Source organism: Bifidobacterium sp. ESL1133, from assembly GCF_058107325.1.
This window is the reverse complement of sequence record NZ_JBYLUI010000002.1, coordinates 279,167-298,132: the sequence shown is the minus strand read 5'-3', so window position 1 is coordinate 298,132 and position 18,966 is coordinate 279,167. Positions and strand designations below refer to the sequence as shown.

Sequence of the window (18,966 nt, the reverse complement as noted above, 5' to 3'; positions counted from 1 at the left end):
GGAATTTTCATGAGTGAAACTGTGAATAGTCAAGAGAACCTGCGTGCCATGCAGCTTGAGCAAGGCCCGATTCTCGAAGTAAAAGACTTGAAGGTCGATTTCACCACAGGCCAGAAGCACGTGGTGCATGCCGTGCGCGATGCCTCCTTCAGCGTCTATCCTGGCCAATGGGTGGCGATTGTGGGCGAGTCCGGTTCGGGCAAGTCCACATCCGCCATGGCCGTGCTCGGTCTGCTCGCCGGCACCGGCAAGGTAGCAGGCGGCTCCATCAAGCTTGAGGGTGAGGAGATTTCTCAATACACCCGCAAGCAGTACGAACAGCTGCTCGGCGACAAGATGGGACTCGTTCCCCAGGATCCCATGAGCAACCTCAACCCCGTGTGGCGCATAGGCACCCAGGTGGAGGAGGCGCTCAAGGCCAACCACATGGACATCTCCCACGAGAAGCGGTCCAAGTTGGCCAAGGCTCTGGCCGGCGACGATGTGAGCATCAAGAACAACGACGACGAGACCTTCCTCGGCTCCGAGCAGCTGGAAGGTCTGCTCGCCGCCGCCAAGGAAGCGCTTGCCGAGGCCGGCGTGAAGGGCGACAAAGCAGAGCATGCCATGGAAAGCTTCAAGGCGGCTTGGATTCCGGGTTCAGAAACCCGTTGGCGCGTCGCCGATGCACTCATCAAGGCAGGTGTGAACGACGACAAGGCTTGGGCTATCGCCAAGCAATATGTGACCGGCAGCACCATGAACGATCGTGTGGCAGGTCTGCTCGACGAGGCTGGTCTTCCTGACGCGGCCACACGTGCACGCCAGTTCCCGCACGAGTTCTCGGGCGGTATGCTCCAGCGTGCGCTCATCGCCATCGGTCTGGCTTGCCGTCCTGACCTGCTTATCGCCGATGAGCCTACCTCCGCACTCGACGTGACCGTGCAGAAGAAGATCCTCGACCATCTGCATAACCTTACCGACGAGCTTGGCACCGCAGTGTTGTTCATCACCCACGATCTTGGTCTGGCTGCCGAGCGCGCCCAGCACATTGTGGTGATGTACAAGGGGCAGGTCGTCGAGTCTGGTCCTTCGCTCGAGGTGCTGCAGCATCCCCAGCATCCCTACACCAAGCGTCTGGTCGCCGCTGCACCGTCTCTGGCCTCGCAGCGCATCGTCTCCGCCAAGGAGCACGGTCAGGATGCTGAGAAGCTCATGGAGCATCACGTCAAGAGCGAAAGCGACATTGAGCGTAGTGAGCACATCATCACCGTGGATCACTTGACCCGTGAGTTCAAGCTGCCGCGCAAGAAGGAGATGTTCAAGGCCGTAGACGATGTCTCCTTCTCCGTAAAGCGTGGTACCACGCTCGCGATTGTGGGCGAGTCCGGTTCGGGCAAGTCCACTGTGGCGAACATGGTGCTCAAGCTGCTCGAACCGTCCAGCGGCACCGTGACCTACGAAGGTCGCGACATCTCGAGCTTCAAGGGCAAGGAACTGCTGGACTTCCGCCGTCACGTGCAGCCGGTGTTCCAGAACCCCTACGGTTCGCTCGACCCGATGTATTCGATTTATCGTTCCATCGAGGAGCCGCTGCGCATCCACAAGATCGGTGACAAGAAGAGCCGGCAGAAGCGTGTGGCCGAGTTGCTTGACTTGGTCAAGATGCCGCGTTCGGTGATGCAGCGCTACCCGAACGAGCTTTCGGGCGGCCAGCGTCAGCGCATCGCCATCGCACGCGCCATGGCGCTCAACCCTGATGTCATCGTGTGCGACGAGGCGGTCTCCGCGCTCGACGTGCTGGTGCAGGATCAGGTGCTGCAGCTGCTCAACGATTTGCAGGCTGAGCGTGGCTTGAGCTACCTGTTCATTACCCATGATTTGGCCGTGGTGCGCCAGATCGCCGATGAGGTAGTGGTCATGCAGAAGGGTCGTCTGGTGGAGCACGCCACCACTGACGAGGTCTTCGACCACCCCAAGCAGCAGTACACCCGCGACCTGCTCGAGGCTATCCCCGGCGGCAAGCTCGAGTTGGGACTCGACGTCTGATACGAAATAACTCTCATTGAGAGCAAACCAGTAGGGCCGAACGCACACTGTGGCGTTCGGCCCTACTGCGTATGTGGCAAGCTTATGAGTTGTATGTGGCAAGCTTATGAGGGTCTTTGGCATACGTGATTTTCGGGTTATGTACCAAAATGTGGGGTTTACGGATTGGTTCAGCGTGTCGTTTGTTGCGCTCAGTGATTACGGGCCCATCCTTTCCTGACATATAGCCCATCCTCACCATAACGCCCAATGGCGGTGCCGCTGCCGGACATGGGCTCGGGTCCCTTACGTCGTTCATGCGCAGGACATACGGGTTATATAGCAAAATGTGGGGTTAAGTAGCCAATGCGGGTCTAATGGGATCTGTTTGGTGTGTCATGTTGTGTTGTGTTGTGTTGTGTTGTGTGGTGTTGTGTGGTGTGATGTCGTGTTCTGTGGTTGCTGATCCATCCTTTCCGGACATGGAGCCCGTTCTCGCCGTTGGATTCGATGGTGGTGCTGCTGCCGGGCGTGGGTGGGTGCGGGTAGTGGTGGTGCGGGTGCGGATAGTGGTGGTGCGGGACGGTAGACCATGCTGTGCAGGTTAGTGGCGTCGGTTTTGTTGCGCAGAAGTGGCAACGCGCTGCGGAACCGTCGGTGAGATGGGGTTAGCGTCGTTTTTGGCGCGTGGGGGTGCTTACGCGTAGCAAAGCCGTCGGTGAGATGGAGTCAGTGTCGTTTTTGTTGCGCAGGAGTGGCAATGTGCTGTAGAACCGTCGGTGAGATAGGGTTAGCGTCGTTTTTGTTGCAGCACCCTGATTTTCTTACAGAAGATTTTTAACAGTTGCATGTTAATGTCGTCTCGTCTCATGGGTGCCCGTCTTGTGATGATAATTCTGAGAAAGCTTAAGCTCAATAACGATGCCCATCATGCGGGATAGTTGCATGCAGCGAATGGATGTTGTGCCACCATGGTTGTTGGAGCAGGCAGTGCGCACTCCATATTTGATTACGGATATGAAGGACAACACCGATGAAAAAAATACATTTACTAGCTTCTATAACATTGATTAGCTCTGCAGTCTTATTGCCGTTGCCGGCACATGCTGCAAGCAGCGATACCGTCTCAACCAATATATCTCACAATAAAATCAATTCCATAGTTAAAGAATATGGAAAACAGATTGAGAACAATTATAAGGGAATTAGTCTGAAGGGTGGAGATGATTCGAGGCAGTCAAAGTTAGCCAAGGAAAATAGCAGTGATAAAGATGAAATGCGCAATATGGGCTTGGTGGTAAAGCAAGCCAAAGTTTCATCGCGTATTATTTCAGTCGATAAGACGGATAATAGTTACTCTGTCATTGCGGAGATTAAGAGAGATTTGTATTTGGCTCCAATCGATGGAACTACTATTACCGTTGCAGGAGAGAATCGCGATCACTTAGATTCGAGCGCAACTGACCAACATATTATCGAGATCAGTAAAGGCGTCGGAAGTGGGAAACCTGAGGCAATTGTAAATGATGAGATAAAGGATCCTGATGAAGCGGTAGAAGGAGGAGAGCAGGAACAACTTAATGTGCCGAAGATGCAACCTCTTTTGGAGGAGAATAACGATGGCCGATTGCAGCGGGGCAAGGGTTTTTCAACGAATTCTGCTGGCCTGGATTATATTAAAATGGCACTGTACGCTGAAAAATGGACTGCTGCCGATAAGATGAATCCCGATTTTCCAATATATAAAGAAGAAGGAGAATCTGGCAATTGCGCCAACTTTGTGTCGCAATCAGTGTATGCAGGTGGATTACGTACCACACGTGGTACGTCTCTTCAATTGTGGAGTGATAAAGTGTGGACTTGGAATTTGTCAGGTATCGCCGGTGCATCGCGCACTTGGTCTGGTGCTCAGAAAAATTACAATTACATGCGAAACTATTCAGGTGCGTTCACTGTAGAAAATAATCCTTACCACATAGGGACCGGAGGGTTGATCTATGCGGATTGGGAAGGCACCGGCAATATCGGACATGCGATGGTTGTGGTTGGCAATATCAACGGTGCACATCCAACTCCGGTCATCTGTCAGAAAACAGTAAATCGTTATGATTATCCCTTCACTACTTCCCAGCAAAAAGCTCGAGAACAGCATGGGAATAGGACAGTATGGAAAGGTTTACAATGGAAAGTCGATTGAGTCATACGATTCACAGGTACGTTACCGATGCGTGACTGGTTCCGCCGGCATCGCCTCTTCCGCACGGCAGTGTATCTGATTGTGCTCTACGCGTTGTGCTGGGGTGTGTCGGCGGTGATTGCCTATCAGTCGCAGAAGGCATATGACTATGCTTGGTATGTGCATGATGAGGCAGCCAGTGCGGCGTCAGGCGTGGAAGAAATGGTGAAAGCGCGAGGCGTCGCATCACCTTCCGATCAACGCGCTTTGCAATGGAAGTTGCCTGACCGGCTGCCCATCGATCGCAGCCACAAGCCAGTGAGCTATTCACCGTTTGTGTGGGTCTTATGGCAAGGCGCGTGGCAGGCGCGGCACGATGTGGATATCATCGAGGAGGATACCGTGCGCAACATGACATATGTTGTACAGGTTTCTTCGGATTACACGCCGATTCCCTAGCTGCCATGCTGCTGGGCGGAATGCTGAACGGACTTTGACATGCCGGTCAAGGTCCGTTCAGCATGTTATTCGATGGCGAATTCAGCGCCTGCAGCCGGTCGTTGGTGTAGGCTCGAGGCATGAGTATTACCGTGACCACTTCGAACCTCAACGGCATTCGCGCCGCCAAACGCAAAGGGCTGCTCGACTGGGCGGCCAAAACCACGCCTGACGTGTGGTGCATGCAGGAGGTGCGTGCCCCGCAGGAAGAGATCGATCCGATTTTTGGTTCCATCGCACAGGGGTACGAGGACGCCGGCATGGTGGCGCACGCTGCCGATGTGGCGCTGATGGATGAGGTGTGCCGCATCAAAGGGCGTGCCGGGGTAGGGCTGATTTCCGCTCTTAAGGTGGAAGCAGAACGTCACGGACTGCTTGATTTGAGTGAGGATGTGGATTCCGGGCGGTGGATCGAGCAGGATATCACTGCATCAGACGGCATGAAACTTACCGTAGCCAGCATCTACGTACACGCCGGCAATACGGATGACCCCGAGAAGATGACTCAGAAATACCGGTTCCTAGACAAGATGCTGGTACGCATGGCTGAACTCAAAGAGGAGTCGGAGGCGAAAGGTGGCAGGCAGGCGCTGTTGTGCGGCGATCTCAACATCGCCCACACCCCGCTCGACATCAAGAACGCCAAGGCGAACGAAAAGCATGCGGGATTCCTGCCCGAGGAACGCGCCTATGTGGATCGCTGGCTGGGCGAGGGAGGCTATGTGGATGTGTTGCGCCAACTGGCCGGAGACGTGCAAGGGCCGTACACGTGGTGGAGTCAGCGTGGACGGGCGTTCGACAACAACGTGGGTTGGAGAATCGACTATCAGCTGGCCACGCCTGCTCTGGCGGCGACTGCGAGCGGATTCGAGATCGACAAGGCCGACAGCTATGAGACCCGTTGGTCCGACCATGCACCGTTGAGTGTCGACTACGACATCTGACAGCTGCCTGATGCCAGCCGAGAATCTCAGTGCTGATAGCACCATTGGTGTAGGCTGGCTAGCAGCATAACAGGTGTCGCAACGGCGGAAACGCAGAAACGAGGGGACATGGGATTGTTTGGTTTCGGCAAGAAAAAGCATCACGAGGATGAAGCCGCAGAACAGAAGAACGCCGAACTCGATGAGACAGCTGCCGAAGAACGAACCGAAGCCCAAAGTGAAGAGGGCATTAACGATGTTGCCGGTCAGCAAAGTCCGTCGGAGAGCGAATCTGAAGTGCAGTTCCCCAGCGAGGCGGTACGCGAGTATGAGGGTCGCGGTGATGTGTACGGGCCTTGGGATGTGAACGATGATGAGGCACCTGATTTCGATCAGTACCTTGATTTCGGCGCATACTGCATGCCGGCCGTCCCGGGTGTTGAAATCAAGCTTCGCGCCAGCCGTGCCACCGGCGAGGTGACGAGTTGCACGGTCACGTTTGGCTCATCAAGCCTGCAGATCGAGGCAATGGCTGCCCCCAAAAGCATGGGGCTGTGGGACGATGTGCGTGCCGACCTGCTCGAATCGAAGGGCCAGGCCAGCGAAGAGCCGGGCATCTTCGGCATGGAAGTGCTGCTGCCCGTCACGCTCAAGGGCGGCAAAACGCTGACCACCCGCATCGCAGGGGTGGACGGACCTCGTTGGATGCTGCGCGGCATCTTCTCCGGCCCCGCTGCCAGCAGTCCGGACAGCGACGAGGCATTCACACTGAACCGCCTGTTCTCCAGTGTGGTGGTAAGCCGTGGCGAAGAGCCTCTTGCTCCGCGGGATTTGATTCCCATGCACCCGCCGGTTATCAACCAGGATGACAGTGAAGGTGACGAAACCGACGAGAATGGCAACACTATTCCTGCACGTCCGGACGGTCCGTTCGACCAAGATCAGCAGACCGAAGTGCAGACCACCATCTCGCGCGGTCCCATGTTCTCCGAAGTGCGCTAAGCGCAGATTAGTTCCCGGCGGCTGCCATGAACAGCTCAGTCACGAACAGCTCCGTCAGGAACAGCTCAGATCAAGGACGTTATGAAGCAGCATCGACAGCGTACCGGTTTCGCAGCCTTGGCTGGGGCCGGGCAGGATGAGGACTTTTCGGTTATCGAAGCCATAGGCGGCGTGCGAGGTGTGGTGGAGTCCATGCTGCCTGGCTTTGTTTTTGTGGTGCTGTTTGTGGTGACCAGTGACTTGAAGCTCACCGTCATCGTCTCTGCGGTGTTGGCGGTGGCACAGGTACTGGTGCGTTTGGTGCAGCGTCAGTCGGCGCTTGGTGCGCTGGGTGGTCTTATCGCCGTGGGTATCTGTCTGATTTGGGCGTGGAAGAGTGGCGAGGCTCGTAACTACTACGCATATGGGTTCATTACCAATATCGTCTATGCGGTGGTGCTGCTCATCACATTGGCTGTCCGTGTTCCCGGTGTAGGGTTCATCGTCGAGTTCATTCGGTCTTTGCCTACCGAGAGGCTTAAGGACTGGTTGCACGACTGGCGTGAGGATGCTGCGCTGTACAAGGCGTATAAACGTGTCACATGGCTGTGGATTGCGGTGTTCGCGTTGCGCTTGGCTGTTCAGCTCCCTCTGTACGCCCTGAATCAGGTCACCGCTTTGGGTACGGCGAGGCTGCTTATGGGGCTTCCGTTCTGGGCGTTGGCCATTTGGGTATCATACTTGATGATCGCAGATCCGTTGAGCCGGCACCCCAAATTTGTCAGTGAGCAGGGGGCTGAAAAGGAACCGGCAGACACATCAGAAGATGGACATGCCACTGGCAGCAGCGACGGCGGTCAAGGGTAGTATGGAAAACCAATGCCGCTTGAGCGGCTGTTGGAGAAGAATGTGCGCAAACGGTAGGCTTATGGAAGTCAGAACCGTATGAATGCCAAGGAAAACAAGGGTAAGGTACACATGCAGGCAGAAGTGGAAATTGAACGGTACGCTGACCAAGGTCGGTGCGTGGCTCACATCGACGGGCGCGTTGTCTTCGTGCGCTTCGCTCTGCCTGGGGAGCGCGTTGTGGTTGAGCTCGACGAGCCGCACGAGCGTTCGGACCGTTTCTGGACCGGTGAGGCGATCGAAGTGCTTGAGGCCTGTGAGGATCGTGTGGAACCGGCGTGGAAGCTGGCGGGGCCGCTGAGTCAAGGCGGAGGTGTCGGCGGTGCCGATCTCATCCATGTTTCAGGGCCGGGGCAGATTAAGTGGAAGTCTGCCGTGATAACAGAACAGATGCGACGACTGGGGCACGTTGATATTCCTGATGTTGCAGTAACACGACTGCAAGCCGACGGTGATGAAAACGGCTTGCACTGGCGTACGCGCATCGAATTGGTCGCTGACGAGCGCGGCCATGCCTCCATGCGCAGAAGAGGCTCTCACGAACGGGTACGCATTGACACCATGCCGTTGGCCTCCCGTTCACTGCTTGCTGTGGCAGATAGGCAAGGGCTGTGGGACGAATCGTTCGAGCCGGGGGCGCAGATTCGCGTGGCAGTGCCCGAGCCGCGCGACGTGCACACATCTCGGCTGACGGCAAAGGCTCTTGCCGACGAGGTGGGCTCCAACTTTGCCATCAGTGTGGACGGCCGGGTGAGGGCCGGATCAAAACGGCTCAAAGAGATCGTGGACGCGGATGGTAAACGGTACAAGTTCGGCGTTGACGCCGGCGGCTTCTGGCAGGTGCATCGCGAGGCGCCCCCCGCTCTGCTCAAGCACGTGATGCGCTTGGTCAGCCAGTCGTTGAATGGCGTGCAGTCGGCGGTCATCTGGGATTTGTTCAGCGGTTCGGGTCTGTTCACCATGCCGCTTGCCAAAACGTTCTCACACGCTCGTGTGATGGGTATCGAAGGCAGCCGTGTGGCGGTGAAGAATGCAGAACGCAACCTGCATATGTCCAAGGTGGGCAATGCTCAGGTGCTGGCCGGAGATGTGGCCAGGAAGCTGCGGAACGTACCTGAGGAATTCATCAACCCGAACGTGGTGGTGCTCGACCCGCCGCGCGCCGGGGCCAAAGCAGGCGTGTGCAATGCCATCGCAGCTTCCGGAGCCTCCCATGTGGTGTATATCGCCTGTGACCCCACGAGTTTGGCCCGTGACACGGCAACTCTCACCTCTTTGGGCTACGAGTTGAACCAGATTCACGCCTTCGATATCTACCCGATGACCCACCATGTGGAAACAGTGGCGCTGTTCGTCAAAAGCCAGGCAGCATGACCGGCCGGCCGCGTTGGGGGACAAACCGTAGCGCAAGCGCGGCCGAAGGGATTATGTGCGGGAAAGAGCACAATGTACGGCCGGGTTCCGGTTTGCGGTGCGGTAACAGCATTCGTGCGTGTGGCAGGAAAGTGCGTGCGCGCAAGACAGTAGCTGCGCTTCTTGCCCTGTTGTTAGTGCCGTCTTTGGCCGCATGCACCCCGAACAATGAGGCGGTGGGAGACACACAGAGCGTTGAGACCAACACCGTTCACGACAGTGCCGACCATCCCGGCATGACCATCGGCGTGGTTGCCGCAGGGGACGCTGGCCTTGACCAGCAGGTGCTCGCAGCCTGCCACCAGTCTAAGATCGATGCCGTCTACGCATCTGCCGGTGAAGAGGAAAGCCCAGTTCATAGCGCGAACAACGGTGTTCGTGGTTTTGTTTCGCGTCATGTAAAAGTCATGGTGATTGCCGGTTTGCACACCGACAAAGCCGGGATATCCGACTGGAGCCCTGCACTGGAACAAGCCAGAAAAGGCGGCGTTCCAGTAGTTCTGCTCGACCCGCAAGGTGCCAGACCTGAACCCACGCTATACGCAGCTGAACTGCGCTCGCCCTCAAACGCCAGCCATATGGCAGGTAGCTCAGCTAAGAGCGATGAGAATCATTCCAAGCGCTTCATCGATGCGTTAGACTTGGTGGTCAACGACAACCCTCACCCCAAGGTCATGAACATCACTTGGAAGCCATACGATACGCCGCAACAGTAGTGAGCTGCGGTAGCATACTGGCATGGGGCAGAGCGATCCGGTAGGGTCTGAGGCTTGAACTGGCATCGGAAGGAAACAGATGAGCGCTGAACAAGCGAAGAGACAGCAAGATACAGTGCGCGGAGTTCACGCGGCAGCTCTGCCTGACGTGCAGGAGCGCGGTTTGAGTGCCGAGCAAGTGGCGCAGTGTGTGGAGCGCGGACAGGTCAACGAGGTGAAAGCGCAGACGTCACGTTCGGTATGGCAGATTATCCGTGCCAATGTCTTTACGCTGTTCAATGGCATCATTTTCGCAGCCATGGTGCTGGTACTCGTCGCCGGTGACTGGAAAGATGCCGTATTCGGCTTCATTATCATTGTCAATACCGCCATTGGTGTGCTCACCGAGCTCAAAGCCAAGCATACACTCGACAAGCTGTCCATTCTGGTATCGTCCACGTCTGCCGTTCGTCGTGACGGCGTCAACCAGGAAATTGCGCACAGTGCCATTGTGCTTGGCGACTTGCTGTGGGTGCGTTCGGGCGAACAGGTTCCGGCAGATGCTACGGTGCTGCACAATTGGGGGCTGGAACTGGATGAATCCATGCTCACCGGCGAGTCGCGCACCGTGCGCAAGACCGAGGGACAAAGCGTATATTCCGGTTCCACTGCAGTGTCTGGTATGGCGCTGGTTCAGGTGACCGCCGTTGGTGAACACGGCTATGCAGCCAAGCTCACTGCTGAAGCGAAGGTCTACAAGAAGACGGTGTCCGATTTAAGTCAGGGCATCAACACCATTCTCAAAGTGATGACCATGCTCGTCATCCCGCTATGCATCCTGCTCATTCTCTCGCAGATGCGCAGTGTGGGCGGCTGGAGCCAAGCCATCGCCACCGGCGCTTGGCGTCCTGCCATGGTCTCTGCGGTCGCCGGTGTGGTAGGCATGATTCCCGAGGGTCTCGTGCTGCTCACTTCCATCAATTTCGCGCTCGCCTCCATGCGTCTGGCTCGTCAGAACACACTGGTTCAGGAGCTGGAATCGGTGGAGACGCTGGCGCGGGTTGACTGCCTGAATCTCGATAAGACCGGCACCATCACCGATGGCGGTATTGTCTTCGACCGGCTGGAGATGCTTGATCCCTCGGCAGCTGGGGGCGAAGCGGAAATCGAAGCGCTGCAGGCACTGTATGACCTGTCCAACGAGGCAAACCCGAACGGTACCGGCAAAGCTGTGTTGGAAGCGTTGTCGCAGCGCGGCATGGCAGCTGGGACGGTGAACGAAAGGGTGCCGTTCTCCTCGGCACGCAAATGGAGTGCGATCGTTACGCAGAGTGAAGGCATCTGGTATATGGGTGCTCCCGAGGTGCTCCTGTCCGCACTGGAAGAGAGTGAGCAGACGCGCTCCAGTACACGAGAAATTTTGGCGCGTGTCAACGATTACGCCAATCAGGGATACCGCGTACTCATGGTGATGCGTGCCCATGGCACTGGTGCTGCGGGCTTTGCCGATGCTCCGCGACTGTCGTGTGAGGCTGAGCCGGTGGCGCTGGTACTGTGTTCTGAACATATTCGCGAGGACGCACAGCGCACACTCGCCTGGTTCCGCGACCAAGGCGTGCGCTGCCGTATCATTTCCGGAGACAATCCGGCCACGGTAGGTGCCATCGCACGCACCGTGCAGCTCACTGGCGACCGGGAACCGGTTGCGATGGATGCGCGACAGCTGCCTGATGATGTCCATGAACTGGCTGAGGTTCTCGAAGGCGTTGACGTGTTGGGCCGGGTGCTCCCCGAGCAGAAGAAGGCCATTGTTCAGGCGTTGCACTCACAGCATCGCACGGTTGCCATGACCGGCGACGGTGTGAACGATGCGCTCGCGCTCAAGGAAGCGGACTTGGGCATCGCCATGGGCAACGCGGCACCGGCTGCCAAAGCTGTGGCTCAAGTCGTGCTGGTCGATTCCAAGTTCTCCCACCTACCTGATGTGGTGGCGCGTGGTCGCCAGGTTATGGCGAACATGGAACGTGTGGCCAGTTTGTTCTTGGTGAAAACGGTGTATTCCGCGCTCATCTCGCTGGGTGTGGTCTGCACATTTGTGCCGTTCCCGTATCTGCCGCGCCATATCACCTATATCGGTTCACTCACCATTGGTATTCCTGCCTTCATTCTGGCTCTGGCTCCCAATACCAGACGTTACATTCCCGGGTTTTTGAAACGTGTGGTGCGCTTTGCGCTGCCGGCCGGTTGTGCGGTGGCTCTGCCGGTGCTACTTACCGAGTGGTTCTTGCCGCGACAGATGGGGTGGAGTTTGAGTCGTCCCGACGACCTGTTGACGGTGCGCAACATCTGTGCCAGCGTGTTGTTTGTGCTTGGTGTGCTGGTCTTGGCTCGTGTGGCTCGACCGCTTAACTCGTGGCGCGGTGTGCTGGTGGCAGCGTTTGCCTTGGTCGGCGTAGCGGGCACAGTGGTGCCGTTTGTGGCTGATTTCTTCTCCCTGCATCTGCCGAGTGACGCTCAGACGTGGTTCGCGCTTATCATCAGTCTGGCAGCTGCCGTGATTATTTTCGCACTGGTCATGGCGGTGGAATCTGTTGTCACCAAGCGCATCGATGCACGGCGCGCCGGTACTTCCGATGGTAGCATCTCCTAGATGCGTGTTTCATGTGACGATGTATGTGGTTTGGCGAATATATCAGCGTCGGTTTCGTCGCGTTGAATGTGGGAAAGCAGCTAAAGCGTCACTAAGTTAGCGTGGGCGTCGGTTCTGTCGCGCTGGGTCTGAATGGCGCGACAGAGCCGTCGCTCAGCTGACGTCAGTGTCGGTTCTGTCGCGTTGAGTGTGAATGGCGCGACAAATCCGTCGCGGAGATGATATGAGCGTCGGTTCTGTTGCGTTGGTTTCGTTGCATTGGGTGGAGTGGTTCTCATCAAGTTACCCCATATCAGTCAGACGCGTCTGACTGTAGGTGGACAATTACCGCACGATTAGATACGTATCGAAGGCATCAATGTCATCGAACTAGTGCAGGGCAGGCAAATGCACTGCATGATCGGACAGAGATATTGTGCATGAAGAAAGGGGTTCGACTTGTATGAAGTCGAACCCCCTATTCGTTGGGTGTCTCATCAGGGTGGTCTCTGCTGGTTAGCTTTGCTGTCTAGCTCTTCAGATATCTCTGCTGGCTATCTCTTCCGGTCAGCTTTGCTTGGTCAGCTTTCAGTCAGCGCCCCCGAAGGCCGCACCCGTCAGTCGTCGCGGCTGCCAAACAGCTGCAGCAGGTAGAGGAACATGTTGACGAAGTCGAGATACAAATTCATCGCGCACATAGTAGAGATCTTCTCAAACATTGCGGTGTCCGAACTCATGCTCATCTGGTTGAACAATGCGCGAGTCTGCTGTGCGTCGTACATGGTCAGACCGGCGAAGATGAACAGACCGATGGCGGCGGTTACCATGAGCGTGGTGTTGTTCGGTGCCACGAACATGAGGATGACCTCGCCGATCAGCAGCACCAGCAGCGCTGCAAATAGGATGGGGCCTGCCTTGAGCATGTCCTTCTTGGTGGTCAGTGAAAGCATGGTGAGCACGAAGAACAGACCTACGGTCATGAACAATGCTATGCCAATGGAGCCTAAATCGTACGCGTAGAAAATCGAGCCAAGCGTAAACCCGGTGAGTGCCGCGTATCCGTAGAACAACGCCTTCATCGTGCCGGTGCTCATGCGTTCCAGACGCGCGCCCATATAGATGGCGATACCGATCTGCACTACCGAGAGAATGAGCCACCCCAGTGTGCCTGTGGCCATGGTAAACGCGGCATACAGGCCGGTCATGTCGGCCAGTACCGCCACGACGGCGGTGAGCAACAGTCCCAGCGTCATTTGCCCGTAAGCTCTGGTGATGGAGGTGTTGCGCGCCTTCTCAAACGAATACGCGGCCTGTGCGTTCATGGTGGTGGCAGGCGTGGACTGGCCATAGCTGTTCTGCTGCTGGTAATACCCGCTCTGCTGTCCGTAAGGCTGCTGTCCGTAAGGCTGTTGCCCATTGGGCATGTAGTTCTGCTGATAGTTGGGGGCGTATGGCTGCCCGTTGTTCTGCCCGTAAGGCTGCTGCTGGCCTGCATAGGGCTGACCATAGCCATTCTGAGCGCCTTGGTTCGGGCTGCTGTTCTGCGGTTCGTTACCGTATGTCATTGCTGTCCCTCCTTGTGCAAGGATTGTGATGTCAAGTCTATAGGTAGATGCTGAGTTCTTGCTGGGTAGCCTCGCTCGGTTATGCCAGCCGGGTAAAATGTCTCCGAGACGGTATAAAGCGGCTGATCCTCAAACGTTCAAGGACGTACGAGCGGCGCGGATTTCGGCGCTTCTTCCTCGCGCGGAGCCCCGTTGATGTCGCGGTGAATATTCTGCATTTGCGCTTCAATGTTCTGCAGGCTTTTGGCGCAGTCCAGCAGTGTCTGCGAATGTTCGCTAAGTTTGGCATCTGGCAAATCCGTCTTGTATCTCAACGCGTGTTCGAGGCTGGCCCAGTAGTCCATGGCGATGGTGCGGAACTGCACCTCGACCGGTGTGTAATGCTCGCCGTTGGAGAGAAACACCGGTACCGCGTAGATGACGTGTAAGCTGCGATACCCGTTCTGCTTGGGATGCTTGATGTAGTCTTTGACCCTTAACACCTGGATATCGGACTGGCTGGAGAGGTAATTGGCGACGGAATAGACATCGTCTCGGTAGTTGCAGACCACTCGGATGCCTGCCACGTCGAAGAGATTGTCGCGAATCGATGTGATGCTCAGCTCCAACCCACGGCGTTGAACCTTCTCTACAATCGAGTCCACGGATTTGAGGCGACGTTCCATATGGTGAATCGGGTCGTGGGAGAAATGCACATCGAATTCATTGTCCAAAATCTCGAGCTTGGTGCTGATCTCATACATCGCCCCCTCATAGACTTGCATCATGTCGACGAATTCGGCAATGTCGTCGGGGGTGAAATGGTGCGGCCGTTCGCCGCCTGCGACGTCCTGTACCCGGGACAGACGGTTTTGAATCTCGGCGGAGTTTATGCGTTCATGACGGTCAAGTATCACACGCACATTCTACCTGTTGACCGCTTGAAAAACCAGTATCATTTCTGTGTATGGACTGAAAACACGCTGGGCTTGGCGAACAGAGCCGCTAGGATGGCGGCTATGGAGAAGAAAGTGATTTCGATCGTAGGGCCTACGGCTTCGGGAAAGACGGGGCTTGGCATAGCGCTTGCGCGTGCGCTGCAGGCCAAGGGAGAGCGCGCCGAAATCATCAACGCCGATGCGTATCAGATGTATAAAGGCATGGATATCGGTACTGCCAAAGCGACAGCAGAAGAACAGGAAGCAGTCAAACACCATCTGCTCGACATCATCGACCCCAGCGAGACCATGAGTGCTGCGAAATTCCAGACTTTGGCACGCAAGGAAATCACAGACATGACTAGCCGGGGCATCAGGCCAATACTGGTCGGTGGATCAGGGCTTTACGCCCGTGCCGCCATCGACGATATCGCGTTTCCCGGAACTGACAGCACTGTGCGAGAGGCCTTGGAGCAGCGAGAGAAAACAGAAGGTGCAGCAGCGCTTTACGCAGAACTGCAAGCCAAAGACCCCCAAGCCGCGGCCCGTATGGATCCGCGTAACCCGCGTCGTACCATACGCGCCCTAGAAGTGATCGAACTGACTGGCCATCCGTATTCCGCCACGCTGCCTCGCTACCGGTACGTGATTCCGTCCGTGCAAATCGGCCTTGACTTGCCTCGAGAGTCTCTCGATGAACGCGTTGAGGAACGCACACGGCGCATGTTCGCACAAGATTTTGCTGGCGAAGTACGCCGGCTTCGGCCTAGTTTGGGCAAAACGGCGGCGCGTGCCTTGGGATACGGCGACATGTGCGACTACTTGGACGGCGCGATCAGTCTCGAGGAGGCGCATGACCGTGTCGCTCAGAAAACGAAGCGCCTGGCGCGCAAACAGATGGGATGGTTTGGCCGAGATCCGCGTATCCACTGGCTTTCCGCGCTTTCGCCAAATCTGCTGGAAGAAGCGCTTGGACTGGTGCAACAAGCCGATTCGGGCGAGTTCGATGAGCGGGATGCACACGCTGATGAGTATGCAACCCATCATCTGGGAGCGAATTGAGGCACTGGATTATGTGTGTGCTCTGGTGGCGGGCATGAAGTAGAATCGGTGCTGTTATGGCACGAAAAACAGCATCACCCTCACGCAAGAATTCCAGCAGCGCTCGCAAGCGCACCGGTAGTACCTCCACGGCTTCGAAGCGGTCGTCTTCGGCCGAGGCGTCAACCACAGTGATGCCTGAGATGGAACCGTGGTGGGTCAAGGCCCTGCTGTTCGTACCTCGGCTCATCGGTTCCGCGGTGCGTCTGCTGTTCGGTGTGGGGGAGTTCGACGAAGAATCACGCAATGACGGCTGGTCCTTTGTTCTGATGGTGTTTGCCGTGCTGTTTTGCGCTTCGGAATGGTTCCGGGTCGACGGATTCCTTGGCCGGTGGCTGCATGTTGTAGCCTCCAGCGCGTTGGGAGTGTCCAGCGTGGTGCTGCCTGCTTTGCTGGTGGTGCTCACCATCAGGCTGTTCCGCAATTCCGGCAAGGATTCAGGCAATCCGAAGGTAATCGGCGGTTGGGTGTTGCTGTTGTGGGCTGTCTGCTCGATCATCGACGTTGTGGTGGCGGCTCCCGAGCGTCGTTTTGACTGGGCGCAGGTGCAGCAGGCCGGTGGTTTGCTTGGGTTTGTGGTCGGTTCCCCTCTGGCTTGGGGACTGTCCGGAGGCTTCGCCATTGCTATTTTCGTGCTGGTGGCGCTGTTTGCTGTAATCGTCATGATCGCGCAACTGCATATCAATGATATTTTGGACTGGTTCCGCTCTGCCGTATTCGGCAAGGAAACCAAGAGTGGCGCAGTACCCGGTGAGCGTGATGACGACAGCGTACAGGAAGCAGAACGCGAGCAGTTCCCCAACGAGGTGCAACTTGGTGAGGAGACCATGGCGTTTGCCGAAGGTGTGCCCACGCATGACGGCACGGAAGAAGCACCTGAAGCCACACGCGGCATAGCGCAGCAGACTAAGAAGCCCGGATTGTTCTCGAGATTGTTTGGTGGTTTCAAGCGTAAAGGTAAAGGTGGCGAAGATCATTCACTCGAGCGGTATGAAGGCGATGCCGCATTTGATAAGGCCGCGGATTTACGTGAAGGTTCGGCCGGTCAGAACGATGGGCTGTTCGCCACCGAGCAGATGATGGTTGACCCTGACACCGGCATCATTGCGGAAACGCCGATGGGCGGGATTGATGTGCCGAGCGTTTTGGGGACAGGGACTGCAGGAGCTCCGGTTTCGCCAAGCTTCACGGTTCCGGCATCGGCGGGAAGTGCGGCAGATCCGGTGCCGTCGGTGCTCAACGGAGCTTTCAACTCGGGTGGAGATGGGGCTGCGCAGCAGGCCGGTGCGCCCACTGCTACATCTGCCATACCGCGTTCCGGCGCGGCTTCTGCGGTCGGTGCCGGTGTATCTGACCCGTGGGCAGCCATCGGCACTGACGATCAGAGCGCGAACGGCAACGGCCAGACTGCGGTTTTCCCGGCCGTGAACAATATATCTGCGACTCCAGGAGTTGCAGGGGGCGCTGTTGTGCCTCAGTCCGCTCCTGCAGCTGGTGCAGCAGTTGCAGGTACGGCCGCTGACGCCGGGCAGAACAACGCTGATGGCGCAGCGAATGGTGACGATAGCGCTGGGAGTGCAGACGCAATAGCCGAAGCGCCATACCAGTTGCCTTCTCTCGAACTGCTTGCTCATGGCAAGCCTCACGCTGCTCGCACCCAGGCCAACGACAATGTGATTCATGCACTCACCTCCACATTCGCCCAGTTCAAGGTGGATGCCAAAGTGGTCGGATTCATGCGCGGCCCGTCGGTCACGCAATACGAGGTGGAACTTGGGCCGGGAGTCAAGGTAGAGAAGATCACCAATCTTCAGCGCAATATCGCCTACGCTGTGGCCAGTTCTGACGTGCGCATCCTCTCTCCGATTCCAGGCAAGTCGGCCATCGGTATCGAGATTCCGAATGTTGACCGTGAAATTGTGCATTTGGGCGATGTGCTGCGTTCCGACAAGGCTCGCAACGATCCGAACCCTATGCTTGCAGGTGTGGGCAAAGACGTAGAAGGTCATTTCGTGACCGCTGACCTTGCCAAGATGCCGCACCTCCTGGTGGCCGGCGCCACAGGTTCCGGCAAGTCCAGTTTCATCAACTCGATGCTCACCTCCATCATCATGCGTGCCACACCCGAACAGGTGCGCCTGATTATGGTTGATCCCAAACGTGTGGAACTTTCCGCCTACGCCGGAATACCGCATCTGCTCACGCCCATCATCACCGATCCCAAGAAGGCGGCACAAGCCTTGGAATGGGTGGTCAAGGAGATGGATGCGCGTTACGACGATCTCCAGTATTTCGGCTTCCGCCATGTCAAGGACTTCAACGAGGCCGTGCGTGCCGGAAAAGTGCACGCACCGCTTGGCTCGAATCGAAAAGTGGCACCGTATCCTTACATTCTCGTTGTGGTGGACGAGATGGCTGACTTGATGATGCTTGCCAAGAACGATGTGGAAAGTTCCATTCAACGCATCACCCAGTTGGCCCGTGCCGCCGGTGTGCACTTGGTGCTTGCCACCCAGCGCCCCTCCGTGGACGTCATCACCGGTCTGATCAAGGCCAACATTCCGTCGCGTCTGGCATTCGCTACCTCCTCGGCCACCGACTCGCGAGTGATTCTTGATTCGACCGGAGCTGAGGCGCTCATCGGTCAGGGTGATGCCCTGTTCCTGCCTATGGGGTCGGCCAAGCCGGTGCGCGTGCAAGGTTCTTGGGTGGGCGAGTCCGAGATTCGCAAAGCCGTCGAGTTTGCCAGTGCTCAGCGCAAGCCGAAATACCGTGAGGACATCGAAGAGATGGCCAAGAAGGCCGAGGAGCAGGAAGCACATCCTGATGAGGAAATCGGCGGTGATATGGACACGCTGTTGGAAGCAGCCAAACTTGTGATTACCTCGCAGTTCGGTTCCACTTCCATGCTGCAACGCAAACTGCGCATTGGGTTCGCCAAGGCAGGCCGTATGATGGATCTGCTGGAGTCCCATGGGGTGGTGGGGCCTTCGGAGGGTTCCAAGGCGCGTGAGGTTCTGATCAAACCCGAAGGTTTGGATGAGGCGATTGCGTTCATCAGCGGCAAGGGCGGCGGCTCGGCCGGGAGTGCGGAAGCGTGAGGGCGTGCAACACTTGGTTTACGCTGGCAGTAGTGCAGTCGCGCTAAGGTGAGG

Annotated in this window: 13 protein-coding genes; 11 read left to right on the top strand and 2 right to left on the bottom strand. The window is 56.9% G+C overall.

Annotation, left to right across the window (positions count from 1 at the left end; genetic code table 11):
• Positions 1–9: 9 nt before the first annotated feature.
• From AC3B5A_RS03360 to AC3B5A_RS03320, 9 genes are all read left to right on the top strand, one after another.
• Positions 10–2,028 carry a dipeptide ABC transporter ATP-binding protein gene (locus AC3B5A_RS03360; RefSeq protein ID WP_489798849.1) on the top strand — a complete coding sequence of 673 codons (2,019 nt, stop codon included), beginning with the start codon at positions 10–12 and terminating at the stop codon, positions 2,026–2,028.
• A gap of 1,012 nt (positions 2,029–3,040) precedes the next feature.
• On the top strand, positions 3,041–4,204 hold the full coding sequence (locus AC3B5A_RS03355; RefSeq protein ID WP_489798847.1) for an amidase domain-containing protein: 1,164 nt from the start codon (positions 3,041–3,043) through the stop codon (positions 4,202–4,204).
• A gap of 27 nt (positions 4,205–4,231) precedes the next feature.
• A complete protein-coding gene (locus tag AC3B5A_RS03350) occupies positions 4,232–4,642 on the top strand; it encodes a hypothetical protein (RefSeq protein ID WP_489798845.1) in 411 nt (136 codons plus the stop codon).
• 119 nt (positions 4,643–4,761) lie between these two features.
• Positions 4,762–5,625, top strand: coding sequence for an exodeoxyribonuclease III (locus AC3B5A_RS03345; protein WP_489798843.1), 864 nt, complete (start codon positions 4,762–4,764; stop codon positions 5,623–5,625).
• A gap of 108 nt (positions 5,626–5,733) precedes the next feature.
• Positions 5,734–6,606 (top strand): DUF3710 domain-containing protein, encoded by an 873-nt coding sequence (locus AC3B5A_RS03340; protein ID WP_489798841.1) that lies wholly within the window; start codon positions 5,734–5,736, stop codon positions 6,604–6,606.
• Between the two features lie 81 nt (positions 6,607–6,687).
• On the top strand, positions 6,688–7,452 hold the full coding sequence (locus AC3B5A_RS03335) for a DUF3159 domain-containing protein (RefSeq protein WP_489798839.1): 765 nt from the start codon (positions 6,688–6,690) through the stop codon (positions 7,450–7,452).
• A 111-nt stretch (positions 7,453–7,563) separates the two neighbouring features.
• Positions 7,564–8,865 (top strand): class I SAM-dependent RNA methyltransferase, encoded by a 1,302-nt coding sequence (locus AC3B5A_RS03330; protein WP_489798970.1) that lies wholly within the window; start codon positions 7,564–7,566, stop codon positions 8,863–8,865.
• Positions 8,866–9,080: 215 nt separating this feature from the next.
• On the top strand, positions 9,081–9,620 hold the full coding sequence (locus AC3B5A_RS03325) for a hypothetical protein (RefSeq protein ID WP_489798837.1): 540 nt from the start codon (positions 9,081–9,083) through the stop codon (positions 9,618–9,620).
• 79 nt (positions 9,621–9,699) lie between these two features.
• Positions 9,700–12,249, top strand: a complete 2,550-nt coding sequence (locus tag AC3B5A_RS03320; protein WP_489798835.1) for an HAD-IC family P-type ATPase — start codon at positions 9,700–9,702, stop codon at positions 12,247–12,249.
• Positions 12,250–12,845: 596 nt separating this feature from the next.
• On the opposite strand, the gene AC3B5A_RS03315 is transcribed toward AC3B5A_RS03320, so the two are convergent.
• Positions 12,846–13,793 carry a Bax inhibitor-1/YccA family protein gene (locus tag AC3B5A_RS03315; RefSeq protein ID WP_489798833.1) on the bottom strand — a complete coding sequence of 316 codons (948 nt, stop codon included), beginning with the start codon at positions 13,791–13,793 and terminating at the stop codon, positions 12,846–12,848.
• Positions 13,794–13,930: 137 nt separating this feature from the next.
• Entirely contained in the window at positions 13,931–14,695 is a 765-nt protein-coding gene (locus AC3B5A_RS03310; protein WP_489798831.1) for a GTP pyrophosphokinase, read from the bottom strand.
• A gap of 87 nt (positions 14,696–14,782) precedes the next feature.
• Between AC3B5A_RS03310 and miaA the strand changes: the two genes are divergently transcribed.
• Positions 14,783–15,772 (top strand): tRNA (adenosine(37)-N6)-dimethylallyltransferase MiaA, encoded by a 990-nt coding sequence (gene miaA, locus AC3B5A_RS03305; RefSeq protein ID WP_489798830.1) that lies wholly within the window; start codon positions 14,783–14,785, stop codon positions 15,770–15,772.
• A 56-nt stretch (positions 15,773–15,828) separates the two neighbouring features.
• Entirely contained in the window at positions 15,829–18,912 is a 3,084-nt protein-coding gene (locus AC3B5A_RS03300) for an FtsK/SpoIIIE family DNA translocase (RefSeq protein WP_489798828.1), read from the top strand.
• Positions 18,913–18,966: the final 54 nt, after the last annotated feature.